The sequence below is a fragment of the Acinetobacter indicus genome (assembly GCF_009914475.1).
Taxonomy (GTDB): Bacteria; Pseudomonadota; Gammaproteobacteria; order Pseudomonadales; family Moraxellaceae; genus Acinetobacter; species Acinetobacter indicus.
This window is the reverse complement of the sequence record NZ_CP045198.1, coordinates 2,319,264-2,338,973: the sequence shown is the minus strand read 5'-3', so window position 1 is coordinate 2,338,973 and position 19,710 is coordinate 2,319,264. Positions and strand designations below refer to the sequence as shown.

Sequence of the window (19,710 nt, the reverse complement as noted above, 5' to 3'; positions counted from 1 at the left end):
TGCCAAACTTCAGTGAAAAGCCAATTTTTTACTGAGACGGCTAAAGCTGCACAAGGCTGGTGCGAGTTTTCTTTATTTGACGGGTTCTGGTGCGTGATGGCGATACCAATGCGCAGCAATATCACCGCGGCGGCAAATCCAGACCTGTGGATGCGATTGAATGTAGTCTAAAAAGCATTGCAGGGCTTTAAAGCGTCCCGGGCGCCCCAAAAGACGGCAGTGCATACCAATCGAGAGCATTTTGGGTGCAGTTTCCCCTTCGGCATAGAGCACATCAAAAGCATCTTTCAGGTATTGATAAAACTGCTCGCCGCTATTAAAGCCGCTTGCAGCGGCAAATTTCATATCATTGCTGTCGAGGGTATAGGGAATAATTAAATGTGGTCGTGACTGGCCCTGGGCATTGGTCAGCGTCTGCCAGAACGGTAAATCATCGCCATAATAATCACAGTCATACTGAATTTGCGGGAATTCGGCCAGTAACTGGCGGGTATTGGGGCTGTCGCGGCCGGTATACCAGCCAATGGGTGCATGACCAAACAGGGTTTCTAAGACACTGATCGCCTGATCCATATGCTGGCGTTCAGTGGCCATGTCCATGCTCTGATAATGTAGCCAGCGTTGCCCATGCGACACCACATCATAGTCGGCCTGCTGAATGGCCTCGACCACATACGGGTTCCGCGCCAGCGCCATACCGACCCCAAAAATGGTCATCGGTAACTGGCGTCGCTGAAACTCCTGATGAATGCGCCAGAAACCGGCCCGCGAGCCATATTCATACATCGAATCCATCGACATATGTCTGGCCGGAAAGCTGGCCGCACCGACAATTTCAGATAAAAACTGCTCAGAACCGGCATCACCATGTTCAATATGATTTTCGCCGCCTTCCTCATAATTCAGCACAAATTGCACTGCAATACGTGCCTGATTCGGCCACTGCGGATGCGGCGGCTGGCCATGATAGCCAATTAAATCACGTGAATAAGGGGCAGAGCGGATTGAGTCAATCAGTGCCTGGCCACGCAAGTAAGCAGTTGTCACAACAGGTTATCCTTTTGCTAATTTTTATCAAATATTGCTTGCATATTTTTGAGTTAGGCCCGATATTCAAAGTATAAGGACACGGTTCTGCAGACTCAAACTCAAAAGTGTTCATCGTTCAATGTGGAGGGTAGCGTCCAAATTAGGTTGAAGATGTTCAATATGCTGGGAAACAGCAAGCGACAAACGTGCCAAGATAAAATAGTTTTGCACAAAAAAGATTCAGAAAACGAAAGAAAGAGAGGATGAGATTATGAATATTGAAATCCGTACAGATAAGAACATCCAAGGTAGCGAACGATTAATTAGTTACGTACGTGCAGAGCTAAGTGATGAATTTAAACGCCATAGTGAGCGTATTACCCATTTTTCCGTACATTTAAGTGATGAAAACGGGGACAAAGGCGGAGATGACGACATTAAATGTATGATTGAAGCGCGCCCGGCCGGCTTGAAGCCTGTGGTGGTCAATCATCGTGGTCATAATGTCGATACCGCAATTCATGGCGCCATTGACCGTTTAAAACGTAGTCTGGAGCATGTCTTTGAGAAAAAAGAACATCCGCGTGGTGGACAGCCGGGTCGAGTTGACCTAGATACCGATGTCGACGAATAAGACAGGTATTGGCTGAAAAGCAGAAAAGCCCCAGTATCGGGGCTTTTTTTATAGCAAATTCATGCGACAAGATTACATTTCGCTTAAACAATTTTCACTGAATTGGGCATAATAGAACGAAATTGATTTGATTGAAGAGAGCTCTCTGCATGTTAACGGCACAACAACAACGCTTGGTGCAAGCCATAGAAGAACTAGATCAGGCCCAAGTGCAACAACTTTTGGCCGCGGGGCTTGATCCGAATTTTATTGATCCTGAAAAAGGCCCGGTAATTTCAGTCTGGTCCGATGGCCTGTTTCAGTGGTGGGAAGCCATTTGCGAGGCCTATGAGGCGGGCCAGCCGCACAATGAAGCACAAAAACAGCAGGATTTGGCCGTCCATATGGAAATTCTGGACGCGTTAATTCAGGCCAAGGTCAATTTGCATTTGTGGGATGCGGAAGAAGTCTATGGCCCATTATGGGATGCAGCCAGTGCCGCCTGTGCACCTGCGGTAAAGCGTCTGCTTGAAGAAAAAGTCGATCCAAACCGTAAAGATGAAGATGGCCTGACCATTTTGTCATCCATCAGTGATTTATTCTTTGATTGCGACTTTGATGAAATTAACTGGGCTGAAGCCTTGCCTGAAGAACAGCAAACCTTAGAACTGCTCCGTGCCCATGGCGCGAAAATGACCAAAGAATTGGCTTAAAATTGAGATAAACACTATGTCAGCATTGAAATTATTGGGTGTGATGGTGGCGACTGCAGTCAGCAGTCAGGTCTTTGCCGCCGAGTTTGCATTTGACCGTCCGGGTGTGGGCATGAGCACCGGAATTACGCCGGTCGGTCAGTTGGCCTGGGAGCAAGCGCTGGCCAATGCGCACTATCAGAAAACCAAAGATGACAATGGTCTGACGCAGGAAATCACTCAGCTGCACGCCGATACCTTGTTGCGTACCGGTCTGGCGGATAATCTGGAATTACAGCTGGGCTGGCAGGGTCCGGGCTGGAGCCGGGTAAAAAGTGCTGGCCAGTCGGTTGAAGAAGATGGGCTGGGGGATGTCAGCATTGGTCTGAAACATGCCATTGATTTAGATGATGAAAAACTGTCGATGGCGGTGCTGGCCGAAGCGCAGATTGCCACCGGGAATGACGGTTTTAGTGCCGAAGAGGATATTTACAGCCTTAGCTCGGCAGTGGCCTACGCCTATAATGATTTGCTTACCACCTCAATTAGTATGCGTTATGAGTGGCAGGACAGCAATTGGGCCTTGCAGGCAGTGCCGGGGATTCAATATCAGCTCAGCGATAAATGGGCCGGCTTCTCCGAGTTTATTTACCGCAAAGCAGAAAGCCAGAAAGTGGAATATGCCTTGGGTTCAGGTCTGATTTATGCCTTAAATGCACGTACCCAGTTGGATGCCAGTGTCGGTGTTGATTTAAATGGCGCTGATAAAAGTTATCATGCCGGTTTAGGTGTGGCCTTCCTGTTCTAAGTGCGCTCTGGTTATGGCGCTGTAGAAAGCGGGGGAGTAGAGTCTCTCGCTGACTGCTAGAGAGCTGCAACTTATTCTGCTTACGGTCTGTTCACAGGCCGTTTTTATATCTGGTTTAGCAGCAGAATTGCTACAGATCTCGACACAGGCGCTGGCAGATCACGCTATCATGATGGTGATGATCACAGCGGATAAGCGCGAGGCCTGTCCGCCCATTAAACTTTAGCTTTTAAGTCGCTTTGTATATGCTTTGGCGCCATATCCCTTGATCTCATCAGGTGGCACTGCCCAGCGATCGTGAATATTAAAAACAACAACAGGAGGATGAGTCATGATGGAACTGTACATTGCCAACAAGAATTACTCCAGCTGGTCCATGCGGCCGTGGCTGGTCCTTACTGCTTTTGAACTGCCGTTTCGTGAAGTGCTGTTACCTTTTCCTAAAGAACGCGGCACGGGCCATTTTAAACAGGATGTACTGGCAATTAACCCGAATGGCAAGGTACCGGTCTTGGTACATGACGGGCTAATGGTCTGGGATTCACTGGCGATTTGTGAATATTTGGCCGAACAGTTTCCGGAGCGCCAGCTATGGCCGGCTGGTCGGGCACAGCGGGCTCGGGCACGCGCTTTGGCTGCTGAAATGCATAGCGGTTTTCAGGCACTGCGTAACCATTGCGGCATGAATATTCGCGCTGATCTGGCAGAAGTCGGACAGACGTTATGGGCTGAGCAACCTGATTTACGTGACGATGTAGCCCGTGTCTGTCAGATCTGGTCTGAGCGTCCGGACCCAGGCGGTTTTCTCTGTGGTGATTTCTCGATTGCTGATGCCTTTTATGCACCGGTGGTCTGGCGTTTGAAAAGCTATGCGCTGCCCGTGAATGAAGACAGCCAGTATTATATGCAGACCATGCTGCAACATCCGGCAATGCAGGCCTGGGAACAGGCCGCGAAACAGGAACAAGACTGGGTCAATTATCTGGAGCCTTATCAGTCCGAACCGCTCTAGCTAAGCCTTAAGAGGCTGCTGGTTCCAGCGGCTGATACAGTACCACCTGATTGCGGCCATAGGCTTTGGCCTGATACAAAGCCTGATCGGCCTGACTGAGCAGCTTTTCATAAGGGGTATTATGGTGCGATAAGGCAATCCCGAAGCTGGCGGTAAAATGGATGGGCTGGTTATGTTCATCATACAGTTCAATCTGGGTGATGGCCTGCCGGCAGCGCTCGGCCACCTGTTTGGCCTGGTGCGCAGTGGCCTGTTTCAGGACCAGAATAAATTCTTCGCCACCAAAACGGCCCAGCACATCCTGCTCGCGGATATGGCCGGCCAGCACATGACAGACTTGGACCAAGGCTTCATCGCCTTTATGATGGCCATGCTCATCATTAATCTGCTTAAAATGATCCAGATCGACCAGAATCACTGCATAACTGGGTGCCTGTTTGTGGTTCAGTTGTTCCAGACACTGGTTGATACTGCGCCGGTTAAAGGTATTGGTGAGCGGATCGACCTGACTTAAATGTGCAATCAGCGCCTCCCGATAGCGCCACTGACTCAGCAGAATTTCAAACAGCACCAGGCAGGTCAGCAGAATCGGCACAATAAAAAACAGCATCGACAGCACCCAGAAGCCATTTTTATAAGGAAAGTCGGTTAATAAAAATAAAGGTGCATAGGTTAACTGGCCGAAAAAGCTTAAATAACCGCAGCTGACCAGATACAGTGTGGCCGGAATTAAGGCCGAATAGACAATTCTGCGTTCAAACAGCACCAGACCGACCGTGGGTAGACTGATATAGGTCACCATAGTGGCCGGACTCAGCACCCCGACCAGATAGCCATCGCGGCACAGACTGACCACAAAGGTGGCCACCGCAATATAGGGCATATAGCGCCGGGTCCAGTCCTGTTTGCGAAAGTAGTGGCAGATGCCAATCATGCCAATAAACACGAACAGGCCGAATAAATTAATGACCAGCTGCTGTTTTAACAAGGCCAGATTGACCCAGCGCCACAGTTCCGGGGTGAGTAATACCACACTTTTCCAGATGGCCCAGATCACGTGCATCAGGCTGCCCAGAAACAGCATCAGAATACATTTGTTTAACGTGCTCCAGTTCATCACCACTTCTTTTTCGAGTAAATAACGGGTGACTTTGTATTTAAATGTGGGCACAGCACTGTGCGCAATGCGACTTTTCATGCGTGAATCACGACCCCAAAAATGAGCGTCTAAAGTCTCATTTTTATTATTTTAATAAAACCTAACATATCATGATTTTAGAGAATTGGTAATGGCTATTTTTTGTACTTTTCGGGAAAATATCGTTGCATGGGTGCAACAGTGTGTGTTGTTTAAATCACTTATTTCTATTTTAAACTGCAGTAAAATGGCGCTATTGAAAAAATCACAGTTTAGGATTCTCTCCCATGAAAATTTTGCATATCGACTCGAGTATTTTAGGCGACGCTTCTGTATCACGTCAGTTGTCTAAAGCTATTGTGAACCAGCTACAGGCGAAAAATACAGCGGCCCAAGTTGACTATCTGGATCTGGCTGAACAGACCATTCCGCATTTAACCGCTGAAATTTTAATGGGACAAAATGCCGAGCAAAGCGCTTTAGGCGAACAGATTCTGCAACAATATCTAGATGCTGATGTCGTGGTGGTGGGCGCAGCCATGTATAACTTCGGTCTGCCATCGACTTTAAAAGCCTGGATTGACCGGATTAGCGTGGCAGGTCGTACCTTTAAATACACCGAAAATGGCCCGGTCGGTCTGGCAGGTGACAAGAAAGTGTATATCGCCAGCAGCCGCGGTGGTGTCTATGGCGAACAAAGCCCGGTTGATTTCCAGGAAGCCTTCCTGAAAACCGTGTTTAACTTTACCGGTGTCAGTGATATTGAAGTAGTACGTGCTGAAGGGGTTAGCATGAGCGATATTAAAGATCAGGCGATTACTACGGCATTAGACCAGATTGCCAAAATCTAAGCTTTACGGCGCTGCATTAATCACAAAAAAGGTCAGTTTCTACTGACCTTTTTTATGGCGTTTTAATCTTGGTCCTGCTGATGGGCAAATTCGGCTAAATCGGCCAGCGCCATTTTGGCTTCATCAAACCACGGTGAGAACATAATAAAGTTATGCCACATACCGGTATACAGTTTAAAACTGACCTTCACGCCCGCCTGTTCGGCCTTGTCACGAAAACGCTGCGCATCATCCAGCAGCAGTTCTTTAGAACCCACCTGCACCAAGGTTGGTGGTAAATCGGTTAAATCATCAAATAGCGGCGAAACACGCGGATCACCACGATCGACCGACGGTGGCACATAGTATTGAATCCCGGTTTCCAGAGTTTCAATCGACAATAAGGCATCGTGTTTGCGGTTATAACGAATTGATTCACTGGTCAGGGTTAAATCCAAAAATGGTGAAAGCAGCATGAGGCCGCTGACTTGCGGTAACTGTTCATCACGGATTTTTAAGGCTAAGGCCAGCGCCAGATTGGCGCCGCAGGAATCTCCTGCCAGCAAAATATCTTTGGCCTGTACGCCCTGATCCAGCAGGGTCTGATAGACATCAAAAATTGCTTCTAAGGCTTCCGGGAATGGATTTTCAGGCGCCAGCGGATAATCGATATGAATCACCTGCATCTGGGTGCGGGCGGCCAGTTCAGTCAGAAATGGGCGATGGGTATTTAAAGACCCTAAATAAAAGGCGCCACCGTGAATATAGAAAATCAGCTGGGTGGCTTCATCTTGTGGCTTGATTTCTTCGGCTTTCAGGCCAGCCAGACGTAAAGCGCGGACTTCGACAGTTTTATTGGTCGGAAACAGCCGGCACATCTGTTCGAGGGCGAAACGCAGCGGATTATGCGGTAAATTATATTGGCTTGGCAGGCGGATGGTGGTTTTTAAAAAGCCTTCTGTGAAAATTTGTTTCAATAACGGGTTGATCTTCATTGTTCTTCCATCTTGTTCTTGATTTTGGCCTGTGCTTGCGTATTTACCAACACAATTTACAAGGTTACACTAAATGGTCACATTCAAAAATTGCAAATTTGTAGTGACTTTTTAATACTAAGGCTGTCTAACACTAGACTAGGGAATCAAAAAAAATGAAAAAAATTGCACTGGCATTAGGATTAATGGGTTTAACAGCTTTGGCGAATGCTGCTGATCCGCTAAATGGTACAGTCTGGAAAACAATTGATGACAAAACCAAGCAAGCAAAAGCAACCGTCAAATTTACCGAGCAGAAAAATGGCACGTTAACTGCAACAATTCAGTCCATTTTAACGCCGGGTGAAGAAAATGCCTGTACAAAATGTGAAGGACCTTACAAAAACAAATCCTTGAAAGGTTTAACCATTGTACGTGGTTTAAAGAATTCGGGTGGTACCAACTATGACAGCGGTTCAATTCTGGATCCGCAATCAGGTAAAACCTACAAGTTAAAAGGTCAACTGGCTGATGGCGGGCAGAAATTACAATTGCGTGGCTATATTGGCGTAGCAGCGCTGGGTCGTAACCAGACCTGGGTTCGTGTGAAATAAGCCAGCCAATAGAAACGGATTAAACCAGAAAGCCTGATGCAGATGCATCAGGCTTTTTGATTTTTAACGGATAAGTAAAAGGTAGATAAAAAGAATTTATCCGTTTAAGGCGCGATAGGCGGTTTCATCAAAACCAACAATAAAGCCGTCTGCGGTGGCCAGCACAGGACGTTTGATCAGGCTGTTGTGAGTGCGTAAGGCTTCAATTAAATCTGCTTCGCTGGACAGGGCTTGTGCCTGTTCCGCTTCCGACAGTTTGCGCCAGGTGGTGCCTTTTTTATTCAGAATTTTGTCCTGACCTTCAGCATCCAGCCAGTGTTTTAGCGTTTCTGCATCAATCCCCTGTTTTTTATAATCATGAAATTCATAAGCCAGGCCCAGTTCATTGAGCAGATCAAAGGCTTTTTTCATGGAGTTGCAGTTTTTAATACCATAAATTTTAAGCATAAAGCGGATTCCAGCAAGAAACACAATGCTCAAGAGATTAACCAAAAAATTGGTTTTGCACTATAGCGGGTATAAATATTGAGTTCATGGTTCTGAAATTAAACCGTCATTAAAATGCAACGCTACCGCGCCATAATAGTGGCAGAAAAACAAGACAGCACTTGAGAAGAATTATTCGTACTAAGAAAAAAACGAAAAGCAAAGAGCCAATATAAAAAATAAAAGCCCAGATGTAGAAAACCCGCATTTAATCATCCTGATTATGCGGGTCTCACTACAACGTCCGATGTCACATCCTTGAAACAAAGACCATCATGGCTTTGTTTATTTGCATCCTACGGCTTCCTGTCCCTTTGCTGTCATCCTGACACTGTCCCTTTGCCGTGCTGCAATAATGCGCCGATTTAAAAAGCAGATAAAGGTCTCAATGACGACAAAATATGTCGGAAATAAACCTCTATTGAGTGAACAATTGTTCACTCAATAGGAAGGTTTTTAGTTGAGTTTATAATCAATAATCACCGGGGCGTGGTCGCTATACCATTCCTCTTTGTAGACCCAGGCATTGACGGTACGTGCTTTCCAGTCCGGTGAGCAGGCATGATAGTCAATCCGCCAGCCAACGTTCTTGGCACGCGCTTGGCCACGGTTCGACCACCAGGAATACAGTTCGGCTTCTTTGCGCACTTCACGGAAGGTGTCGACATAGCCCAGATCATCATAGATATGATCGAGCCAGGCACGTTCATGCGGTAAACAGCCGGAAGATTTCTGGTTGCCTGACCAGTTTTTAATATCAATACGTTTATGCACGATATTGTAGTCACCGCAGACGATGATCGATTTATTTTCATCGCGCCATTGTTTCAGAATTTTTGTATATTCTTCGAGAAAGTGGTCTTTACGGGCTTGTGCTTCTTCACCCGATGAACCCGATGGGAGGTACAGCGAGCAGATATGCACCGGATAACCCAGCCCTAAATCAAATTCTGCCGTGACAAAACGGCCTTGGGAGTCGGCCAGTTCAAAGCCTAAACCATCCTGAATAGACACAAATGGCAGGCGGCTGTAAATGGCGGTGCCGGCATAGCCCGGACGTTCAGCTGCGAACAGATGGGTATACCAGCCTTCCGGTTTGAATTTATCAGTCCACTGCGCATGGGTCAGACGGCTTTCCTGAATGCAGATGACATCAGCCTCTGATTTTTCCATCCACTCCAGCAGGCCTTTACTGACCGAAGAACGCAGGCCATTGACGTTAATTGAAACCACACGAAGAATTTTTTGATCACTCGGATAGCTACTCTTTGGTATCATGCGCAGGTCTTACCTCAATTTATGAATTTTGGAGCACCTCATGTCAACGCAAGCGACATTTAACCCTCAAGCTTTTATCGAACTCGCATTATCACGTGGTGTGCTTAAATTTGGTGAGTTTACTTTAAAATCGGGTCGCGTGAGTCCTTATTTTTTTAATGCCGGTTTATTAAATGATGGCGAAGCCTTGTCATTACTGGCGTCAGGCTATGCAGCCAAGTTAACAGAATGTGAAAATGTTGATGTGATTTTTGGCCCAGCCTATAAAGGCATTCCATTTGTGGCGGCAACGGCGGTGGCTTTATCGCAAAATCATAGCGTGAGTGTGCCTTGGGGCTTTAACCGTAAAGAAGCCAAAGATCATGGTGAAGGTGGCGTATTGGTCGGTGCATCGGTTGAAGGTAAAAAAGTCTGGATTATTGATGATGTGATTACCGCAGGTACAGCAATTCGTGAAGTGGTGACCATTTTAAAAAATGCGGGTGCCACAATTGCCGGTGTACTGGTCGCGCTAGATCGTCAGGAAAAAGGGCAGGGTGATTTGTCTGCGATTCAGGAAGTTCAAAAAGAGCTAGAAATTCCGGTACATGCCTTAATTACCATGAAAGATTTGATGAATTATTTAGATGCCAAAGGTGAAAAAGAGGCTTTGGCGAAGATGGAAGCATATCGTGTGAAGTATGGGATCTAATAATTAATACAACATATTGATTTTTAATAAAGCTCTATCCATGATAGGGCTTTATTTTTATAAAAAACAAAAATGAATCTAGATTGGAATTTAATGATCGCAAGTTTTTCAGCTATTGCTGCAAGTGCAGCATCGATAGCGACTTTTTTTGGGTTGGAAAGAAAATAGGGAACTTAGAAAAGTTCAAACCGAACCATTGATAGACATTAAGTTAGAACCTGTTGAGTACAGAATCCATTTTTTACGTTTAAAAATTACAAATGTAGGAAAAGGAGGAGCTCATAACGTAAAAATAAAATTATTTCCTGAACCTTCACTCGATGCTTCTTTTTTAGTTACTGCTCAAAAAGCTATTAAAGTTTTTATGCAAAGAGATTTTATGATTAAGGGAGTCAATTATTTAGCGCCGAATGATTCTAAATATACGGACTATCTAAGTTTTACTGGTTTAAATCCTAAAGAGTTAGATAGTGAATACTTCTTTAATCTTATTTTTAATGCTGAGATCAGATATGAGGATTTAAAGGGAAAGAAATATAAGAATACATATAAAATTGATACTTCAGAACTAAAAATTTATAAATTAGGAGAGAGTTTTGAAGAAGCTCTTCCCAAAGCATTAGCAGGAATTCAAAAGTCTTTAGAAAGTATGAGTAAAAATATTAATAGGCAAACTGCATTTTTAGATAAAAAATCAAAAGCAGAAGAAACTCATTGGAATGAATATGAGCTAAAACAAAAGTTGAATTATATGAGCTATGTAAAACGTCGCAATAAAGAGTTAGATATCGATCAGGATGCATATCTTTTTAAAAAAATAGAACGTAGATTGTCTATTCATGAAATAAGAAGGAAAAATAAATAACAAAATCATCCTTCCTCACACTTCTTACACTCCAGCATCACCCCTAATTTTTCTTTGCGTCCTTGCTCCGTCATCACCCAGGGCCGGTTCTGCCACGGTGGATTATGCCGCACATGCTGGCCATGACCACAGGCCAGCTCTGCGACCCAATGATTTTCTTCATCTAAATGATATCCCACAATTGGCTGTTGCATGGGCAGCTTCCTGAAATCAGCAAATATAGCGCTGCAAAGCTTTACTCAAATTCAGAAAAACAGGCAGCGAATCTCCGTTATACTCCACATCATAGCAATTTTAAAAGAGCAGTCATTATGCGCGTACTTGTGGTGATGGACCCGATTGAAACGGTGAACCTGAAAAAAGATTCCACCATGGCCATGCTGTGGGCCGCGGCACGTCGGGGTCATGAACTCGGTTATGCACTACAACAAGATTTATATATTGATCAGGGCAAGGCTTTCGGTCTAATCAGCCCGTTAAAAGTCTTTGAAGATTACAACCATTATTATGAGCTGGGCGAAAAACAAAAAGAATCCATCGCAGCCTATGATGTGGTGCTGATGCGTAAAGACCCGCCATTTGATATGAACTTTGTCTATAGCACCTATATTCTGGAACAGGCAGAGCGCGAAGGAGCGTGGATTATTAACAAGCCGCAAAGCCTGCGTGACTGTAATGAAAAACTGTTTGCGACCCAGTTCCCGGAGCTGCAGGTGCCGACTTTGGTGACCTCTCAGCAAAGCCTGATTCGTGAATTTATTCAGCAACATGGCGATGTGATTGTGAAACCGCTCGATGGGATGGGCGGCATGGGCATTTTCCGTCTGTATCAGAATGGTGTGAATATTGGCTCTACCATTGAAATTCTGACCAATAACGGCACCCAGCCAATTATGGCGCAGCGTTATATTCCGGAAATTGTAGAAGGGGATAAACGCATTTTAATGGTCAATGGCGAGCCAATTCCGTATTGTCTGGCACGTATTCCGCAAAACGGCGAAGTGCGTGGCAACCTGGCCGCTGGTGGTCTGGGTGAAGCACGTCCATTGACCGACAATGACAAGGCAATTGCTGCCAAAGTCGGGCCATTTTTACGTGAAAAAGGTCTGGTATTTGTCGGTCTGGATGTGATTGGTAACTATGTCACTGAAATTAACGTGACCAGTCCAACCTGTATCCGTGAAATTGATGCCCAGTTCGGCACCTCAATTGCCGATACCCTGTTTGATGTACTGGAAGCCGGTCGTTAATCTATCTTTCAAAAGAGTCACCTTGGGTGGCTCTTTTTGTATTCTTAAGCGAGATTTGAGCTTGAAAAACTGCGTTGAGCAAGAAAATTATAGCGATTTTGTAAATCAAAACTAGTCGACATAATTCAGTGAAAAATGCAGGAAACTTAACAATTTCGGTGAATTAATAATAAAACTAGTTTAAACTTTCAAAACTGTTGAAAAAAACAATGAGCCGCTTGGTGAAAAAAAGTAAATAAACTTTCAAGCTCATACGATTGTGATTACAATTGAGCGCTTATAAAGAACTTTCATTAGCCATATTTGGATTGAAGAATTAGACCGTGACTGATGCAGCGCAAACCAAGCCTAAACATGTGATGATGATGGCCGCAGGCACTGGTGGCCATGTGTTCCCAGCCCTAGCCGTGGCAAAAGAACTCCAGCAGCAGGGAATCCATGTGTCCTGGTTAGCAACGCCTACAGGCATGGAAAACCGTTTATTACAAAACCAGAATATTCCGATTTATCAGATTGATATTCAAGGCGTGCGCGGTAACGGGCTGGCACGCAAACTGATGGCGCCTTTTAAAATTCTAAAAGCCACCTTAAGCGCCATGCAGTTAATGAAAAAACACAAAGTAGAGGCTGTCGCCGGCTTTGGTGGCTATGTGGCTGGACCGGGTGGTCTGGCCGCACGTCTGCTTGGTATTCCGGTCATTATTCATGAGCAGAATGCAATTGCCGGCTTTACCAATACCCAGCTGTCGCGTATTGCCAACACTGTTTGTCAGGCGTTCCCAGATACGTTTCCGGCCAGCACTAAAATTGTCACCACTGGCAACCCGGTGCGTAAAGAAATTAGCGCGACTCTAACCCCATCCTGGCGTTATCAGGAACGTGAAAAAGCAGGTTTGCCGCTGCGTATTTTAATTGTTGGCGGCTCTTTGGGCGCGCAGGCACTGAATGAACGTGTCCCTGAAGCCTTAAAACAGCTGAATGTACCTTTAAATGTGTATCATCAGTGTGGGCAAAATCATGCAGACAGCACCCGAGCGCGTTATGCCAACAAGCCGGACAGCTTAACGGTTGAAGTGCAACCCTTTATTGAAGATATGGCACAGGCCTATAGCGATGCCGATCTGATTATCTGCCGGGCCGGCGCACTGACGGTTACGGAAATTGCAACCGCGGGTGTGGCTGCGGTATTTGTGCCCTTGCCAAGCGCTGTGGATGACCATCAGACGGCCAATGCACAATTCTTGGCCAAGACGGGCGCGGCAAAAATCTGTCCGCAAGCCAGCATGACCCCGGACAGCTTAAAAGAACTGTTAATGCCGTTGATGAACCGCCAACTGCTCTCTGAAATGGCCAGCAAGGCGCGTCAACAGGCACAACCTAATGCAACCCAACATGTGGTTGCTTTAATTCAAGATTTGTAAACCGAGTAAACTATGTCTCCATCTATCCCTGCTGATCAAGTAAAAGAACTGATTAAAGTGCCTGAAATGCGTCGTATCAAACATATCCACTTTGTCGGGATTGGCGGCGCCGGGATGTGTGGCATTGCCGAGGTATTAAAAAACCAGGGCTATGATGTTTCCGGTTCAGATATTAAAGCCTCAAAAACTACAGCCCAGCTGGAAGAAAATGGCATTCGGGTGTTTATTGGTCATAGCGCAGATAATATTCAGGGCGCCAATGTACTGGTAGTCTCTACTGCAATTGATCCGGAAAACCCGGAAGTTAAAGCCGCTATTGAGAGCCGTATTCCGGTGGTGCGCCGTGCTGAAATGCTGGGTGAGCTGATGCGTTATCGTCACGGGATTGCCGTGGCCGGAACACATGGTAAAACCACCACCACCAGCCTGGTTACCTGTATGCTGGCAGAAGAAAATCTGGACCCGACTTACGTGATAGGCGGTTTGCTGAACCGTACCGGGGTTAATGCTGCACTGGGTGCGAGCCGTTATATTGTGGCTGAAGCCGATGAATCAGATGCATCTTTCCTGCATCTGGAGCCAATGGCAGCGATTGTCACCAATATTGATGCCGACCACATGGATACTTATGGCGGCAGCTTTGACAAGCTAAAAGATACCTTTATTGAATTCCTGCACAAACTGCCATTCTATGGTTTGGCAGTGGTTTGTGGTGATGATGCCAACATCCGTGAAATTATGCCGCGCATTGCCCGTCCGGTGCTAACCTACGGCTTTAATGAAGACAATGATATTCGCGCAGTCGATGTTGATCAGGACGGTATGCGTACCCACTTTACCGTATTGCGTAAAGACCGCGAGCCACTGCGTGTTATCGTGAATCAGCCAGGTCTGCACAATGTACTGAATGCCTTGGCCGCCATTGGTGTGGCGACGGATGAAGGTGTTTCGGATGGTGCGATTTGCCGTGCACTGGAAGGCTTTAGTGGTGTAGGTCGCCGTTTCCAAGTGCAAGGTGAATTTGAACTGGACGGTGGCAGCATCAAACTGGTCGATGACTATGGTCACCATCCTAAAGAAGTGGAAGCCACCATTAAAGCAGCGCGTCAGAGCCATCCGGACCGCCGTCTGGTGATGTTGTTCCAGCCGCACCGTTTTAGCCGTACCCGTGACTGTTTTGATGACTTTGTTGAAGTGTTATCGCAGGTCGATCAACTGCTGTTGCTGGAAGTGTATCCTGCCGGTGAAAAAGCCATTGTGGGTGCCGACAGTCGCAGTCTGGCACGCAGTATCCGTCTGCGTGGTCAGGTTGAACCGATCCTGATTGATCCGGTTGAAGGCAATCTGGAAACACTGGTACAAAAAGTGTTACAACCGAATGATTTATTATTGACCCAAGGTGCGGGTAATGTAGGAGCAATCTCCATCGAGCTTGCTCAAAATAAATTGTATTTAAAATAATCACCCAAAGTGATATTTGAATTTGGTCGCTCAGTGTAAAGTTTAAGGATATAAACGTGTCAAATGCTTCAAAGTTCGGCAAAGTTGCCGTGTTATTTGGTGGAAAATCTGCCGAGCGTGGGGTGTCTCTGGATAGTGGACAGGCAGTGCTCGATGCGCTGCTGCGCGAAGGCGTTCAGGCAGAAGCGTTTGACCCGAAAGATCGTAGTGTGACCGAACTGGTCAACTATGATCGTGCCTTTATTGTCCTGCACGGCCGCGGCGGTGAAGATGGCCAGATTCAGGGTGTACTGGAATGGCTGAGTGTGCCGTATACCGGTACTGGCGTACAGGGTTCAGCCATTGGCATGGACAAGGTCAAAACCAAACAGGTCTGGCAAGGTTCCGAGCTGCCAACAGCGCCGTATCGTATTGTCACCAAAGATTCAAACCCGGCTGATATTGTCGCTGCATTGGGTCTACCGCTGATTATCAAGCCGGTACATGAAGGTTCCAGTATTGGCATGAGCAAAGTCGAACGTATTGAAGACTTTGCTGAAGCGATTGCCAAAGCCACCGAGCATGATGCAGTGGTGATGGCTGAAAAATGGATTACCGGTCGCGAGTTCACGATTGTCTTACTGAACGGTCAGGCCTTGCCGGTGATTCGTCTGGAACCGCCTAAAGATGTGGCGTTCTATGACTATGAAGCCAAATACAACCGTAATGATGTGCAATACGGCATTCCATGTGGCTTAACCGAGTCGGAAGAGCAGCAGCTACAGGTCTTGGCCCTGCGTGCGTTCCAGGCGGTAGGTGCCAGCGGCTGGGGCCGTATTGATGCAATGCAGGATGAACAAGGCAATTTCTGGCTGCTTGAAGTCAACACTGTACCGGGCATGACCAGTCACTCACTGGTGCCAAAAGCCGCGCAGGCGGTGGGCTACAGTTTTGATGCCTTGTGCGTGGCAATTCTTGAACAAACCTTAACGGATGCGACCCACTAAGCCATGGCTCAACTTCCTGCTTCCATGCGCCGTAAACGCGCAGCGATTACCTCGATTCACGATAAGCCACCGACGCGTAAAGAAAAGCTGACGAACCTGGGTGGATGGGTATTGCTGTGCGTGGCGATTGTGGTATTGGCAGCAGGAATCTATGGTCTATATAAAGTCATGACCGATGCACGCGTGGCTGAACTGGACGTGGTCGGTACCCGTTCCAATGCCGAACTGCGCCAGGTCATGACCCATGTTTCGCCAGTGGTCACAGATAACTATTTTACTTCCGATCTGGAACAGATTCGTGATACCGCACTGGAACTGTCCTGGGTCGATCGGGTGGTGGTGTCACGCGCCTGGCCGAATGCCATCCGTTTACGGGTCATGCCACGCCATGCGATTGCGCGCTGGGGCACCGGACGTTTACTCAGTGACAGCGGTGATGTGTTTTCGGAAGTGACACCCAAGAATAATCAGCATCTGCCGTTATTACATGGCCCGATGCATCAGTCCAAAATGATGATGCGTCGCTATAATGAAATTAACCAGTTATTTTTACCGGTGAATCTGCGTTTAAAAGAGTTATATCTCACCGACCGGATGACCTGGTTTATGCAGTTTGATTCTGGCCTGCGGGTGATTGTGGATCAGGATCAGACCATGAGTAAATTGCAGCGTCTGAGTCATCTGGCGCAAAGTGACTTCAAGCCGGTATGGTCCAGGATTTCTGCAATTGACCTGCGTTACCGCAATGGTCTGGCGATCCAGTGGAAAAACTCGGTGGCACCAAAAATTGCCAATGGTCATTTTGTTGTAACGATTGATGACACAAGCATTGCGAATGCAATAGCAGCAAAGCCATAATACTTGGCTTTAAAAATAGAGGCATTAAGCCATTAATTAAACAAACATGTGATGGTAGTAAATAAATGAGTGAAGCTGTTCCCTCGGTTGTTGCGATTGACATTGGGACACACAAAGTTTCAGTTTTGATTGGTAAGGTACACGCGCCAGACAATATCCAAGTGATTGGTATGGCTACCGCTCGTAACCGAGGCATGAATAAAGGAAAAATTGTAAGTCTCGATAAAGTCATTACAGCCATTAAAAATGCCGTTCAAGAAGCAGAAGATATGGCGGAATGCCGGGTGCATTCAGCCTGGATTTCTATTCCAAGTGCAGAATTAAAAAGTTTTTATGCTGCGGGGCGTACCCCGATTGAAAATAGTGACCACACAATTACAACAAGTGAAGTGGTTCGTGCCTTAGATCTGGCCAAAGCCAGCCATTTAACTTCAGATCATTATCTGGTCAGCGCGGTGCCGTTGGGCTTTGATCTGGATGATTCCGGTGAATGGGTACAAAACCCGATCCGTATGTCGGCGCATAGCATGACCGGTCATTATCAGCTGATGATGCTGCCGATTAGCACCATGCAGAATCTGGACCGTGCCTTAAAAGGGGCCAATATTGGTGTAGAAAAAATGGTGGTGTCGCATCTGGCTACCGCTGAAGCCAGTTTACTGAAAGATGAAAAAGAATATGGCGTGTGCCTGGTTGATATTGGCGCCGGTACCACCAATATTGCAGTCTATCTGGACGGCCGTCTGGCGTTGTCACAAACCCTGCAGCGTGGCGGTGAGCATGTGACCCGTGATATCGCGGCGGTATTGCAGACCACCACCGAAGAAGCCGAGCGGATTAAACTGCTTTACGGTTGCGTCGATTTAAAAGTGGTCAAACCTGATCACATGATTCAGATTCAGGGCATTGATGGTCCGCAAACCATCAGCCGGATTGAACTGTCGGAAATTATTATTGCGCGTTATGAAGAAATTTTTGCGCAAATCCGTCAGGAACTGGAAAACAGTGGCGCCATTCATGGCTTATATCATGGTGTGGTGCTGGCTGGTGATGCCTGTCAGATTGAAGGCATGGTCAGTCTGGTACGCCGCACCCTGGGTGTGTCTGCGCATTTGGGCAATCCGCCGGTACAGGTTTATGCCGATGAACCGCATCAGGCTGCCTTGCGCCGTTCGCAGTATGCAACCGCAGCGGGCGTGCTGATGTATAGCCAGAGCTACAGTCAGGACACCATTGTCGAAACCGAAGACCCGGAGACCTTATCGGTCTGGGCGCGTGTAGGTCGTGCCTGGTCAGGACTCAACGAAAAACTGAAATCAATTTTTTAGTTGATTTTTTAGGGAATATTGTTAGGAAGTTGTACGGATTATCGCTTGTACTTGACAAGGCAGCCGTTGGACAGCATTCTTAAAAACAATTTTTTATTAAGATCAAGGCAGTATACGGGCTGAAGTGACTGCCAATTATGAATTAGGAAAGCTAAAGGTCATGGCCTCATTTGAATTTTTTGAAGATGATCAAACCGATAACAACGGTCAAGCCCGTTTCACTGTATTTGGTGTAGGTGGTGCAGGCGGTAACGCCGTACAGCATATGCTGGAATCAGATATCCAGGGTGTGAAATTTGTCTGTGCCAATACCGATAAACAGGCACTGGACCGCATGAATGCACAGTGCAAAATCCAGCTGGGCGAGCAAAGTACCCGTGGTCTGGGCGCAGGGGCTAATCCGCAAGTGGGTCAAACCGCTGCTGAAGAAAGCCGCGAGCTGATTCGCCAGCAGTTAGAAGGCACCGATATGGTGTTTGTGACTGCCGGTATGGGCGGTGGTACCGGTACTGGTGCTGCACCTGTTGTCGCTGAAATTGCCAAAGAAATGGGCATTTTAACTGTCGGTGTCGTAACCACACCGTTTAACTTTGAAGGTAAACGCCGTCTGCAATCTGCAGAAAAAGGTATTGAAGCTTTAGAGCAGCATGTTGATTCCCTGATCATCATTCCAAACCAGCGCTTGTTAAAAGTGTTCCGCGACATTTCCATGAAAGATGCTTATAAAAAGGCAGATGACGTGCTGTTAAATGCCGTGCGCAGTATCTTTGATTTAGTGGTACGTCCGGGTCACATCAACCTTGACTTTGCCGATTTGAAAACGGCCATGAGTACCCGTGGCTATGCCATGATGGGTGTCGGTCTGGGGCGTGGTGAAAACCGTGCCCGTCAGGCAGCAGAGCAGGCGATTCGCAGTCCGTTACTGGATAACGTGACCATCATGAATGCCAAAGGTATTCTGATTAACGTGACCGGTGGTGATGACGTGACCTTTGGTGAAATTGAAGAAATTACCGATGTTGTCAACCAGATTGTCGATCTGGATGAAGGCCAGGTATTCTACGGTACCGTATTTGATCCGGATGCGCGTGATGAAATCAGCGTGACCGTAATTGCCACTGGTTTGACCCGTAATTCAGCCGATGCGGTTGAGCCAGTCAAGCGTTCTTCAGTGGTGCAGTCTGCACAGGCAACCGCTCAACAGCCGGTTGAAGAAGATGATGTTCCGGCCATTCAGCGTCAGGCAGAGGCAGCGCCGGCCATCAATGCGACTGCAGGCAGCAGCAATAATTCACGTCCAACGCCAATGAGTATTCAGGAATATCTTAAAAATCAACAACGTAAATAATTTTTACGATATAGATTTTTATTCCAGA

21 protein-coding genes are annotated in these 19,710 nt (G+C 46.8%); 15 read left to right on the top strand and 6 right to left on the bottom strand.

The genetic code is table 11. The annotated features are described in order from the left end of the window. Positions 1–72: 72 nt before the first annotated feature. Positions 73–1,047, bottom strand: coding sequence for an allantoinase PuuE (puuE, locus tag GA693_RS11555; RefSeq protein ID WP_016658728.1), 975 nt, complete (start codon positions 1,045–1,047; stop codon positions 73–75). A gap of 253 nt (positions 1,048–1,300) precedes the next feature. On the opposite strand from puuE, the gene GA693_RS11550 reads away from it, so the two are divergent. From GA693_RS11550 to GA693_RS11535, 4 genes are all read left to right on the top strand, one after another. Next, a complete protein-coding gene (locus tag GA693_RS11550; RefSeq protein WP_005180845.1) occupies positions 1,301–1,663 on the top strand; it encodes an HPF/RaiA family ribosome-associated protein in 363 nt (120 codons plus the stop codon). A 149-nt stretch (positions 1,664–1,812) separates the two neighbouring features. Continuing rightward, positions 1,813–2,355 carry a hypothetical protein gene (locus GA693_RS11545; RefSeq protein ID WP_045796529.1) on the top strand — a complete coding sequence of 181 codons (543 nt, stop codon included), beginning with the start codon at positions 1,813–1,815 and terminating at the stop codon, positions 2,353–2,355. Positions 2,356–2,371: 16 nt separating this feature from the next. Beyond that, on the top strand, positions 2,372–3,142 hold the full coding sequence (locus GA693_RS11540; protein ID WP_104471935.1) for a transporter: 771 nt from the start codon (positions 2,372–2,374) through the stop codon (positions 3,140–3,142). Between the two features lie 331 nt (positions 3,143–3,473). Further along, entirely contained in the window at positions 3,474–4,154 is a 681-nt protein-coding gene (locus GA693_RS11535; RefSeq protein WP_075167274.1) for a glutathione S-transferase family protein, read from the top strand. Between the two features lie 7 nt (positions 4,155–4,161). On the opposite strand, the gene GA693_RS11530 is transcribed toward GA693_RS11535, so the two are convergent. Further along, a complete protein-coding gene (locus GA693_RS11530; protein ID WP_016658730.1) occupies positions 4,162–5,352 on the bottom strand; it encodes a GGDEF domain-containing protein in 1,191 nt (396 codons plus the stop codon). A 227-nt stretch (positions 5,353–5,579) separates the two neighbouring features. Between GA693_RS11530 and GA693_RS11525 the strand changes: the two genes are divergently transcribed. After that, a complete protein-coding gene (locus tag GA693_RS11525; RefSeq protein WP_005180838.1) occupies positions 5,580–6,143 on the top strand; it encodes an FMN-dependent NADH-azoreductase in 564 nt (187 codons plus the stop codon). Positions 6,144–6,205: 62 nt separating this feature from the next. On the opposite strand, the gene GA693_RS11520 is transcribed toward GA693_RS11525, so the two are convergent. Continuing rightward, on the bottom strand, positions 6,206–7,117 hold the full coding sequence (locus tag GA693_RS11520) for an alpha/beta hydrolase (RefSeq protein WP_104513183.1): 912 nt from the start codon (positions 7,115–7,117) through the stop codon (positions 6,206–6,208). 155 nt (positions 7,118–7,272) lie between these two features. Here GA693_RS11520 and GA693_RS11515 point away from each other — a divergent pair, with 155 nt between their 5' ends. Further along, positions 7,273–7,710: a DUF2147 domain-containing protein gene (locus GA693_RS11515; protein ID WP_005180835.1), complete on the top strand. Its 438-nt coding sequence runs from the start codon at positions 7,273–7,275 to the stop codon at positions 7,708–7,710. A gap of 96 nt (positions 7,711–7,806) precedes the next feature. Here GA693_RS11515 and GA693_RS11510 read toward each other — a convergent pair whose 3' ends face one another. Then, complete coding sequence (locus tag GA693_RS11510; RefSeq protein ID WP_016658732.1) at positions 7,807–8,157, bottom strand: Spx/MgsR family RNA polymerase-binding regulatory protein; 351 nt, start codon at positions 8,155–8,157, stop codon at positions 7,807–7,809. A 495-nt stretch (positions 8,158–8,652) separates the two neighbouring features. After that, positions 8,653–9,474: an exodeoxyribonuclease III gene (locus GA693_RS11505; RefSeq protein ID WP_016658733.1), complete on the bottom strand. Its 822-nt coding sequence runs from the start codon at positions 9,472–9,474 to the stop codon at positions 8,653–8,655. Positions 9,475–9,514: 40 nt separating this feature from the next. Here GA693_RS11505 and pyrE point away from each other — a divergent pair, with 40 nt between their 5' ends. Together pyrE and GA693_RS11495 are read left to right on the top strand one after the other, a co-directional pair. Further along, the gene (gene pyrE, locus GA693_RS11500) at positions 9,515–10,165 is read left to right on the top strand and encodes an orotate phosphoribosyltransferase (RefSeq protein WP_005180830.1); all 651 of its coding nucleotides are present in this window, start codon (positions 9,515–9,517) and stop codon (positions 10,163–10,165) included. A gap of 148 nt (positions 10,166–10,313) precedes the next feature. After that, a complete protein-coding gene (locus GA693_RS11495) occupies positions 10,314–11,030 on the top strand; it encodes a hypothetical protein (RefSeq protein WP_160240848.1) in 717 nt (238 codons plus the stop codon). Between the two features lie 5 nt (positions 11,031–11,035). Here the strand turns inward: GA693_RS11495 and GA693_RS11490 are convergent, their stop codons facing one another. Continuing rightward, positions 11,036–11,224, bottom strand: coding sequence for a DUF3565 domain-containing protein (locus tag GA693_RS11490; protein WP_016658735.1), 189 nt, complete (start codon positions 11,222–11,224; stop codon positions 11,036–11,038). Positions 11,225–11,341: 117 nt separating this feature from the next. Between GA693_RS11490 and gshB the strand changes: the two genes are divergently transcribed. The 7 genes from gshB (at position 11,342) to ftsZ (ending at position 19,682) form a co-directional block, all read left to right on the top strand. After that, positions 11,342–12,280, top strand: coding sequence for a glutathione synthase (gene gshB, locus GA693_RS11485; RefSeq protein ID WP_104513186.1), 939 nt, complete (start codon positions 11,342–11,344; stop codon positions 12,278–12,280). A 323-nt stretch (positions 12,281–12,603) separates the two neighbouring features. Continuing rightward, positions 12,604–13,701, top strand: coding sequence for an undecaprenyldiphospho-muramoylpentapeptide beta-N-acetylglucosaminyltransferase (murG, locus tag GA693_RS11480; protein ID WP_075167283.1), 1,098 nt, complete (start codon positions 12,604–12,606; stop codon positions 13,699–13,701). Positions 13,702–13,713: 12 nt separating this feature from the next. Next, positions 13,714–15,162, top strand: coding sequence for a UDP-N-acetylmuramate--L-alanine ligase (gene murC / locus GA693_RS11475; protein ID WP_160240850.1), 1,449 nt, complete (start codon positions 13,714–13,716; stop codon positions 15,160–15,162). A gap of 56 nt (positions 15,163–15,218) precedes the next feature. After that, complete coding sequence (locus GA693_RS11470) at positions 15,219–16,148, top strand: D-alanine--D-alanine ligase (RefSeq protein ID WP_160240852.1); 930 nt, start codon at positions 15,219–15,221, stop codon at positions 16,146–16,148. A 3-nt stretch (positions 16,149–16,151) separates the two neighbouring features. Beyond that, positions 16,152–17,006 (top strand): cell division protein FtsQ/DivIB, encoded by an 855-nt coding sequence (locus GA693_RS11465; RefSeq protein WP_005180814.1) that lies wholly within the window; start codon positions 16,152–16,154, stop codon positions 17,004–17,006. Positions 17,007–17,071: 65 nt separating this feature from the next. Next, on the top strand, positions 17,072–18,334 hold the full coding sequence (gene ftsA, locus GA693_RS11460) for a cell division protein FtsA (RefSeq protein ID WP_005180811.1): 1,263 nt from the start codon (positions 17,072–17,074) through the stop codon (positions 18,332–18,334). Positions 18,335–18,494: 160 nt separating this feature from the next. After that, entirely contained in the window at positions 18,495–19,682 is a 1,188-nt protein-coding gene (gene ftsZ, locus GA693_RS11455) for a cell division protein FtsZ (RefSeq protein WP_005180810.1), read from the top strand. Positions 19,683–19,710 lie beyond the last annotated feature (28 nt).

Bases quoted from the DNA above. Each gene is read 5' to 3' on its own strand.
- GA693_RS11550 (WP_005180845.1), top strand. From the start codon at position 1,301: ATGAATATTGAAATCCGTACAGATAAGAACATCCAAGGTAGCGAACGA.
- GA693_RS11545 (WP_045796529.1), top strand. From the start codon at position 1,813: ATGTTAACGGCACAACAACAACGCTTGGTGCAAGCCATAGAAGAACTA.
- GA693_RS11540 (WP_104471935.1), top strand. From the start codon at position 2,372: ATGTCAGCATTGAAATTATTGGGTGTGATGGTGGCGACTGCAGTCAGC.
- GA693_RS11535 (WP_075167274.1), top strand. From the start codon at position 3,474: ATGATGGAACTGTACATTGCCAACAAGAATTACTCCAGCTGGTCCATG.
- GA693_RS11530 (WP_016658730.1), bottom strand. From the start codon at position 5,352: ATGAAAAGTCGCATTGCGCACAGTGCTGTGCCCACATTTAAATACAAA.
- GA693_RS11525 (WP_005180838.1), top strand. From the start codon at position 5,580: ATGAAAATTTTGCATATCGACTCGAGTATTTTAGGCGACGCTTCTGTA.
- GA693_RS11520 (WP_104513183.1), bottom strand. From the start codon at position 7,117: ATGAAGATCAACCCGTTATTGAAACAAATTTTCACAGAAGGCTTTTTA.
- GA693_RS11515 (WP_005180835.1), top strand. From the start codon at position 7,273: ATGAAAAAAATTGCACTGGCATTAGGATTAATGGGTTTAACAGCTTTG.
- GA693_RS11510 (WP_016658732.1), bottom strand. From the start codon at position 8,157: ATGCTTAAAATTTATGGTATTAAAAACTGCAACTCCATGAAAAAAGCC.
- GA693_RS11505 (WP_016658733.1), bottom strand. From the start codon at position 9,474: ATGATACCAAAGAGTAGCTATCCGAGTGATCAAAAAATTCTTCGTGTG.
- pyrE (WP_005180830.1), top strand. From the start codon at position 9,515: ATGTCAACGCAAGCGACATTTAACCCTCAAGCTTTTATCGAACTCGCA.
- GA693_RS11490 (WP_016658735.1), bottom strand. From the start codon at position 11,224: ATGCAACAGCCAATTGTGGGATATCATTTAGATGAAGAAAATCATTGG.
- gshB (WP_104513186.1), top strand. From the start codon at position 11,342: ATGCGCGTACTTGTGGTGATGGACCCGATTGAAACGGTGAACCTGAAA.
- murC (WP_160240850.1), top strand. From the start codon at position 13,714: ATGTCTCCATCTATCCCTGCTGATCAAGTAAAAGAACTGATTAAAGTG.
- GA693_RS11465 (WP_005180814.1), top strand. From the start codon at position 16,152: ATGGCTCAACTTCCTGCTTCCATGCGCCGTAAACGCGCAGCGATTACC.
- ftsA (WP_005180811.1), top strand. From the start codon at position 17,072: ATGAGTGAAGCTGTTCCCTCGGTTGTTGCGATTGACATTGGGACACAC.
- ftsZ (WP_005180810.1), top strand. From the start codon at position 18,495: ATGGCCTCATTTGAATTTTTTGAAGATGATCAAACCGATAACAACGGT.